Below are 6,727 nucleotides of genomic sequence, written 5' to 3'. Positions count from 1 at the left end.
CGGCAGCTGGCGGGGGAATTCCCACGCCAGCTGCCGGCGTCTGCCGCGCACCCTAACTGCTGGAGAAGCTACTGAGCTTCAGCCGCGTGCTGCCGCCCCGGCTGCCGCGCAAGGTAGTGCGCCGCGGCCTTCTGCAGTTCGCGTTCGCGCTCCAGCTCCCGGGCCAGTCCGGTCAGCTGAGCGGCCGTCCTGGCCTGTTCGGCAGCGATGGACCGCTGCTGGGCCGCCTGCTCCCCCACCGCATGCATGGCCTCGCTGAGCTGGAGCTGCTGTTCGGCGATCAGGCGCTGAGTGAGCTGAAGCTGCGCAGCCAGTTCCCGCTCTGCCGCCTCCTGGGCCCGCAACGAACTCTCGGACGGAACCTGCAGCCGCTGAGCTGAGCGTCGTACCGGTTCCATCCGGTACTCACGTGCTTCGGATGAGCCGGCGTTTCGGCTCAGCACGTCCGCGAACTCCCGGTCCAGGTCCAGCTCGGGATTGTCGGCGGGCCGATCATTTCCTGAACTGCTGACCTCAGCGGACCTTCCGCGCCCGGCCGGCTGGCCGGCAGCGGACCCGGCTGCGTCGTCGTCGGCCTGTAGCTCCAGACCGGCGGGACGTGGACCTCCATCGGAGGCGATCACGGCAGCCGCCTTGTCGCCGCCCAGATCGATGGTCCGGCGCAGCGCCATCTCCTTGATGAAGAGGACCGAAATGAGCGAGACAACACCGATGACGGCCGCGATGGTGAAGATCAGCGCCGTGCCGTCGCCGTAGGCCGCCCGGACGACGCCGGCGATGGGGCCGGGCATGTCCTTGACGTCCAGCTGGGCACCGGAAGCCGCACCGGCGGGCACCTGGACGCCGGCTTTGGCCAGCCCCGCAGTGGTCAATTCCGTCACGTGCGTTCCGAGTACAGCGCCCAAAACCGCTACGCCGGCGGCACCGCCGACGGACCGGAAGAAAGCAACCGAGGCACTCGCCGAGCCGATGTCCTTCACTGCCACGGTATTCTGCACCGCCAGCACCAGGTTCTGCATCAACAGACCCAATCCGAGGCCGAAGACAAAGGTGTATGTGCCGACAAGGAACAGGCTGGTGCTGTGGTCGATCGTTCCGGCAAAGCCCAGCCCCGCGATCAGCAGGACGGAACCGATGACCAAAAACCGCTTCCACTTCCCGAATCGGCTGACCAACTGTCCGGAGACGACGGCACCGATCAGGTTACCGGCGATCATGGGCATGGTCAGCAGGCCCGCCTCGGTCGGCGTGGCGCCGCGGGCCACCTGATAGTACTGGCCAAGGTAGCTGGAGGAGGCGAACATGGCCACCCCGACGGCCACCGAGGCGATGATGGCCAGGGCAGTGGTGCGCTGGCTGATGATCTTCAGCGGAATGATGGGCTGGGACACCTTGGATTCGACCAGCACCAAGAGCAGGAGCAGTACGACGGCGCCACCAACCATGAGTGCGGACGGGCCGGAGAACCAGTCGTAATAGCCGGCCTTACCGGCGAAGGAGACCCAGATCAGCAACAGGCTGACGCCGGCGGTGAGCAGGATTGAGCCCAGCCAGTCGATTTTCACCGGTCGCTTGACGTGGGCGATTTTCAGCGTCTTCTGCAGCAGGACCAGTGCGATGACGGCCAACGGGACGCAGACGTAGAACGTCCAGCGCCAGCCCAGTGGGCTGTCCACGATGAAGCCACCCAGCAGCGGGCCACCGGCAGTGGCCACAGCCATCACGCCACCCATATAGCCGGAGTAGCGGCCACGCTCGCGCGGCGGAATCATCGTCCCTATGACTGCCTGCGCCAACGCGGTCAGGCCACCCATCGCCACGCCTTGGATCACCCGCGCGGTGAGCAGCATCGGAATGCTCTCCGACAGACCGGCCATTACCGATCCAGCGACGAAGATCACGATGCTCAGTTGCACGAGCAGTTTCTTGTTGAACAGGTCCGCCAGCTTGCCCCAGATGGGCGTGGTGGCGGCGTTGGCCAGCAGCGAGGCCGTGATTACCCAGGCAAAGTCCGTCTGTGAGCCGTGCAGGTCGGACATGATTGTCGGCAGCGCATTGGCCACAATGGTGCTGCTGAGGATCGCGGTGAATAGTGCGGCGAGCAGGCCGGTCAAGGCCTCGAGAATTTGTTTGTGGCTCATAGCATCCCCTGCGGGATGGGTGGAGACCTGCGCCGGCGTGGTTACCTGACTTGCCATTAGTTGACTCCTGCGAGCATTGCGGACGATTCGTCCAAGGTGATGCCGGTCTTCGTTGCCCGGTGTGAATGTGCTGCCAAGGCGGAGCGCAGCGCCGCCGTGAGGTTTTCGACGCTTCGAGCCGCGGCACAGGCTTCGTCCTCGCTCCAACCGGACAGGATCTCCTGCAGCGTCTCCGTTCGCCGTCGTTCGATGGCGGCCAGGAAGGCCTCACCCTTGCCGGAGAGCGAGATCAGGTGCGCCCTGCCGTCCGCCGGGTCCGGTCTGCGGCTCAGCATGCCAAGGTCGGTCAGATCTGCCACCTGCCGGCTCAAGGCCGAGGCGCCGACGCCGAGCTTGGCGGCTATGTCCGATGCACGGGATTCGCCGGCGTCGCCCACGAAGCGCAGCACGCCGGTTTGCGCCACGCCTAATTCGCCGAATCCGACGTCGGTCATGACTGCCCCCCGGAGAGCCCGTTGCAGGTCGAATATCCGGTGCACGAGTTCCGAAGCTGTGTCCTGAGCTACTGTCATTGCGGCTCCTCCTCTGTGTGGTTGCCTTGAACAACTATAACTACAATAGTTTGTTCCGTCAACTAACTATTCGGAGCGGCCGCTGGGAGCTGCCTGCCCTATCAGCGGACGAGCATCGGAGGGGAGTCTGGTGCAGGATCGTCAGGCACGCGCCGGACAAGCGAAAGGAGGCGCGCGCTGGTCAGGCGCCCGGTCCGACGGCGAGACCACACGGACAATCGGACGATTGGTTCAAGGAACACACCGATACGCTCACTGTTGGGCGTACTTCTCCTCGGCAGCGGCCAGCAGCTTCTTGGCCCACTCAATGCACTTCGTGGACTTGGCCCGTGTCAGGCTCTCGACGTTATATCCGGCCTTTGTCTTCTCACCGAGCAGGCGACTCAAGGTGGCGCTGTCCCCTCCGCCCTTCTTCAGTACGTTGACAGCGTCGGCGTGGTTTTCCGATTTGGAATGCTGGCCGAGCGCCAGCAGGCAGAAAGCGTCCGAGGCAGCGATGCCTGCATGGACCGCGAGCGTGGCGATCACGTCAGCGTAGGAATCGGCGTCGTTCAGCGTGTCAATGGTCTGAGCTGCTTCCAGGAACAGGCGGGCATCCTCGAGCCGCGCGTTGGCGTCCGTCCGCCCCGTCATCAGGCAATTGCCAACGTGTGCAGCCGGCGCGAAAGCCAGTAGCTGTCCCCGAAGATGTGGACACCATCGCGGTCGATCGAGTCGAAGACCGGTGCGCGGCGGACTTCGGATACCTCGTAGACCATCGGACGGACGTCGTTGCCGGTGAATCGGTATGCGTCGACGGCCAGGTCACCGATCGCTTCGTACAGCTGGTCACTGGCCCCGTCCGGGACGACGAACAGCAGGTCGATGTCCGAATCGTTGCGCATCTCGCCGCGAGCCGCTGAACCGAAGAGAGTAGCCTGCAACGGCCGCTCGCTCCATTGGAAGATTTGGTCGGCCAGGAACCGAGTGAATCGCTCCGTCGCCGTCGACGCCTCAACAACCAGACCGGCGAGCATATGCTCCCCATTCAGTGAGTACTCGACACGGTTGCCAACGTGGCGGGCGTCCACGACGCCGTTTTCCTTCAGCCGTTCCAAGCAACGGCGCACGCCGGAGATCGAAGCGTGCACACCTCGTTCGCGTAGAAGGGCGCCCGGGGTACTGAGGCGCCCGTCGGCCAGCGCTATGAGGATTTCGGCCTCGAGCGCGGGGCAGATGGCCCGCAGCGGGTTTTGTAACTGCACATTCAACCTCCTGATCGCTCACAATTATACGCGTTTTACCGCTCTTCGGAAGGGCCCAACTGCTTGAGGCGAGGTCGCCAATGCCCCGGCGCACGCCTTGAGCCAGAGTCGCCATGGCTATGTGTTACGCGTCGCTGTGGATGACCGCGGGTAGTCGTGTTGCTTGCCGATGGGCTTCCTCGGGCAGAATTTCGTTGTTTGTCTCTTGACGTGGTTCGTTGGCGGCGTCAGGCTGACGACAGCCCTTGATCTTAAAAGACGAACGACCCGGTGCCAGTTTCTAAGGCCGCACCAGGTCGCTCTAACGCGAAACGAGTCGCGCTGTGCTCACGGTAAGCCACGATCCCGCCGCTGTCGAATCCCAACTGTCCTCGTGCGAACTCATGTGCCCGCGCTGTTCAGGCCGGCTGCGGCCGTGGGGTTTCGCCCGTGAACGAACCATTCGCGAGGGCGTTCCGGTGGTGAACGCCCAAGTCACTCCGCGCCGGGGACGGTGTCGTGGCTGTGGTGCCACCCATGTCCTGTTACCCGGTTTGTTCGCCGCCCGTCGGGCTGATGCTGCCGCGGTGATCGCCCACGCGATCGAGCTGAGCACTCTCGGGCTGGGTCACCGCAGGATTGCCACCGTATTGACGCGCCCGGCCACTACCGTCCGGGACTGGATCCGCACCTTCGCCGCGAATGCCCCGGCTATTTTTGCCGCGTTCACCGCACGGGTGCACCGTGCCACCGCTCAGGCTTTGGGGTTTTGGCCCGCACCGGCATCAAGCGCTGGCGCGAATGCGTTGGGCATGCTCCTGGCTCATGCCCGGGTGCTGGCCGGTGAACATGCCGCCGGGCACGGCGGGGTGGTCAGCCTGCCGTGGTACTACGCCGCCCTGGCCGGGCATGGTCCGTGGTTCTTCAGCACCACCGGTTGGCCCGTCCCCGTGCAACACCAACCCGCCCTGATGCGGAGGCGGTAAAGCGGCAAGGGTGGGAATCACGTGCCACACCCGCCCCTTTTCAGCGGTGGCATGATGCCCATCCCCTTTTGAAAGGACTTGCCCTGATGACCAGTGCCTCCGCCCAACAACCCAGCGAGCCGGGGTGCGCCCCGCCGCCGGTGGCCACCGTGGTTACTGCGGTGTCTTCTTCCACCACCCCGCGTGCCAACACACCGTTGATGCGCAAGGAGCACAGGGAGAAGATCGCTTTGTTCCGTTACCAGCTCATCCGGGCTGCTGCGGACCCTTCCCTGAGCACCCGCCAGCGCGGGCCCCTGGTGAAGGAACTGGCCGCCACCGAGCACCTGTGGCCCTTTGGCGGGACCCGCAGCTACTCCAGGGAAACCCTGGACCGCTGGATCAAGGCCTGGCGCGCCGGCGGTTTCGACGCGTTGAAACCCGACGAGCGCTCCTCGGCACCGGTGACCGATGCCCGGATCCTTTTGTTGGCTGAATCCCTCAAACGAGAACGCCCGAACCGGACCGCGGCCCAGATCAAGCGGATCATCACCGAAACCATGGGCGCGGCGCCGTCGGAGACCACGCTGCTGCGCCACTTCAGGGCCAAGAACATTTCCACCGGCATCCCCGCGGTGGCCACGGGCCGTTTCGAGGCCGACCAGGCCAACGTCATCTGGGTCGGAGATGCACTGCACGGGCCGCGGATCGGGGGACGGAAAACGTACCTGTTCGCGTTCCTTGACGACCACTCCAGGATGGTCACCGCCGCCCGTTGGGCCTACGCGGAAGACGCGATACGGCTCTCGGCGGTGTTGCGCCCGGCCGTGCAATCCCATGGCATTCCCGGGGTCGCCTACCTGGACAACGGTGCCGCTATGGCTGATAAGTCCCTGGCACGGACCTGCGCGAAACTGGGGATCCACCTGACTCACTCAGCCCCCTACCGGCCCCAGGGAAGGGGAAAGATTGAGCGTTTCTTCAACACCGTCACCAGCCAGTTCCTGGGCGAGATCACGGTCACCGACACGCCCATGCTCCCGGGCAGCAGCCCGGAGGCCGGCAGCCAGATCAGCTCCCTGGAAGAGTTGAACACCCTCTTCACCGCCTGGGTGAACATGGTCTATCACCACACAACCCACTCCACGACCGGGCAGAGCCCCCTGGCCCGGTGGGAAGCATCCTGGGAACACCGCGAACCGGTACGCAAATCACTGGAGGAAATCCGCCAGGCCTTCCTCTGGTCCGACACACGCACGGTGACCAAGACCGGGACCGTGTCCCTGCACTCGAACACCTACGAGGTGGACCCGGTGCTGGCCGGCACGAAAGTCGAGCTCGTCTATGACCCCTTCGACCTGGATGGACCCGTCACCGTCAACTCCCACCTGGGTGTCCCGGCCGGAACCGCCAAGGCACTTCAGATCTCCCGGCACGTGCATGCCAAGGCCACCAACGCGGCCAAGGACAACGACACGTCCGCTCTCAACCTCTCCTCTGGGATCAACTACCTGGACCTCGTCGCGACCCGGCACCGTGAATCCCTCACCGGGGCGCCGATCAGCTTCGCCGACATCCAAGCCCTGGACAACATGGCGGGGGCGAGGTCATGAGCTCGATCACAACCCTGCAATCGTATTTCGGGTTCACCCGCATCCCCTTCGGCCGGGACATCCCACCGGCGGCGCTGGCCCAGCATCCCGGACACCGTGAAGCCGTCGCCCGCATCGAATGGTGCATCGACCAACGCCGCATGGGCGTGATCACCGGGGAAGTCGGGGCCGGGAAAACCGTTGCAGCCCGGGCCGCACTGGCCCGGCTGGAAC

General features: G+C 64.9%; 7 protein-coding genes. 3 read left to right on the top strand and 4 right to left on the bottom strand.

Features of this window, described 5'->3' with window-relative positions:
- Positions 1-68: 68 nt before the first annotated feature.
- The 4 genes from IV498_RS18405 to IV498_RS18390 form a co-directional block, all read right to left on the bottom strand.
- Positions 69-2,198, bottom strand: a complete 2,130-nt coding sequence (locus IV498_RS18405) for an MDR family MFS transporter (protein WP_269048526.1) — start codon at positions 2,196-2,198, stop codon at positions 69-71.
- Complete coding sequence (locus IV498_RS18400) at positions 2,198-2,713, bottom strand: MarR family winged helix-turn-helix transcriptional regulator (protein ID WP_269048525.1); 516 nt, start codon at positions 2,711-2,713, stop codon at positions 2,198-2,200. The genes IV498_RS18405 and IV498_RS18400 overlap by 1 nt, the downstream gene beginning before the upstream one ends.
- Before the next feature lie 252 nt (positions 2,714-2,965).
- A complete protein-coding gene (locus tag IV498_RS18395) occupies positions 2,966-3,346 on the bottom strand; it encodes a hypothetical protein (protein WP_269048524.1) in 381 nt (126 codons plus the stop codon).
- Positions 3,346-3,957: a nucleotidyltransferase domain-containing protein gene (locus tag IV498_RS18390; RefSeq protein WP_269048523.1), complete on the bottom strand. Its 612-nt coding sequence runs from the start codon at positions 3,955-3,957 to the stop codon at positions 3,346-3,348. The genes IV498_RS18395 and IV498_RS18390 overlap by 1 nt, the downstream gene beginning before the upstream one ends.
- A 323-nt stretch (positions 3,958-4,280) precedes the next feature.
- On the opposite strand from IV498_RS18390, the gene IV498_RS18385 reads away from it, so the two are divergent.
- The 3 genes from IV498_RS18385 to IV498_RS18375 form a co-directional block, all read left to right on the top strand.
- The gene (locus IV498_RS18385; RefSeq protein WP_269048522.1) at positions 4,281-4,922 is read left to right on the top strand and encodes a hypothetical protein; all 642 of its coding nucleotides are present in this window, start codon (positions 4,281-4,283) and stop codon (positions 4,920-4,922) included.
- An 86-nt stretch (positions 4,923-5,008) separates the two neighbouring features.
- Positions 5,009-6,514: a DDE-type integrase/transposase/recombinase gene (locus IV498_RS18380; protein ID WP_269048521.1), complete on the top strand. Its 1,506-nt coding sequence runs from the start codon at positions 5,009-5,011 to the stop codon at positions 6,512-6,514.
- Positions 6,511-6,727, top strand: a 217-nt coding sequence (locus IV498_RS18375; RefSeq protein ID WP_269048520.1) for a hypothetical protein, incomplete at its 3' end; no start/stop codon positions are given. The genes IV498_RS18380 and IV498_RS18375, both read left to right, overlap by 4 nt.

The organism is Paenarthrobacter sp. Z7-10, from assembly GCF_026932795.1.
GTDB lineage: Bacteria > Actinomycetota > Actinomycetes > Actinomycetales > Micrococcaceae > Arthrobacter_M.
The sequence above is the reverse complement of the archived record's forward strand: the minus strand, read 5'-3'. Positions and strand labels throughout refer to the sequence as shown.

What these genes read in the sequence shown, in the direction of transcription:
- IV498_RS18405 (WP_269048526.1), bottom strand. Translation starts at nt 2,198, where the DNA reads ATGGCAAGTCAGGTAACCACGCCGGCGCAGGTCTCCACCCATCCCGCA.
- IV498_RS18400 (WP_269048525.1), bottom strand. Translation starts at nt 2,713, where the DNA reads ATGACAGTAGCTCAGGACACAGCTTCGGAACTCGTGCACCGGATATTC.
- IV498_RS18395 (WP_269048524.1), bottom strand. Translation starts at nt 3,346, where the DNA reads ATGACGGGGCGGACGGACGCCAACGCGCGGCTCGAGGATGCCCGCCTG.
- IV498_RS18380 (WP_269048521.1), top strand. Translation starts at nt 5,009, where the DNA reads ATGACCAGTGCCTCCGCCCAACAACCCAGCGAGCCGGGGTGCGCCCCG.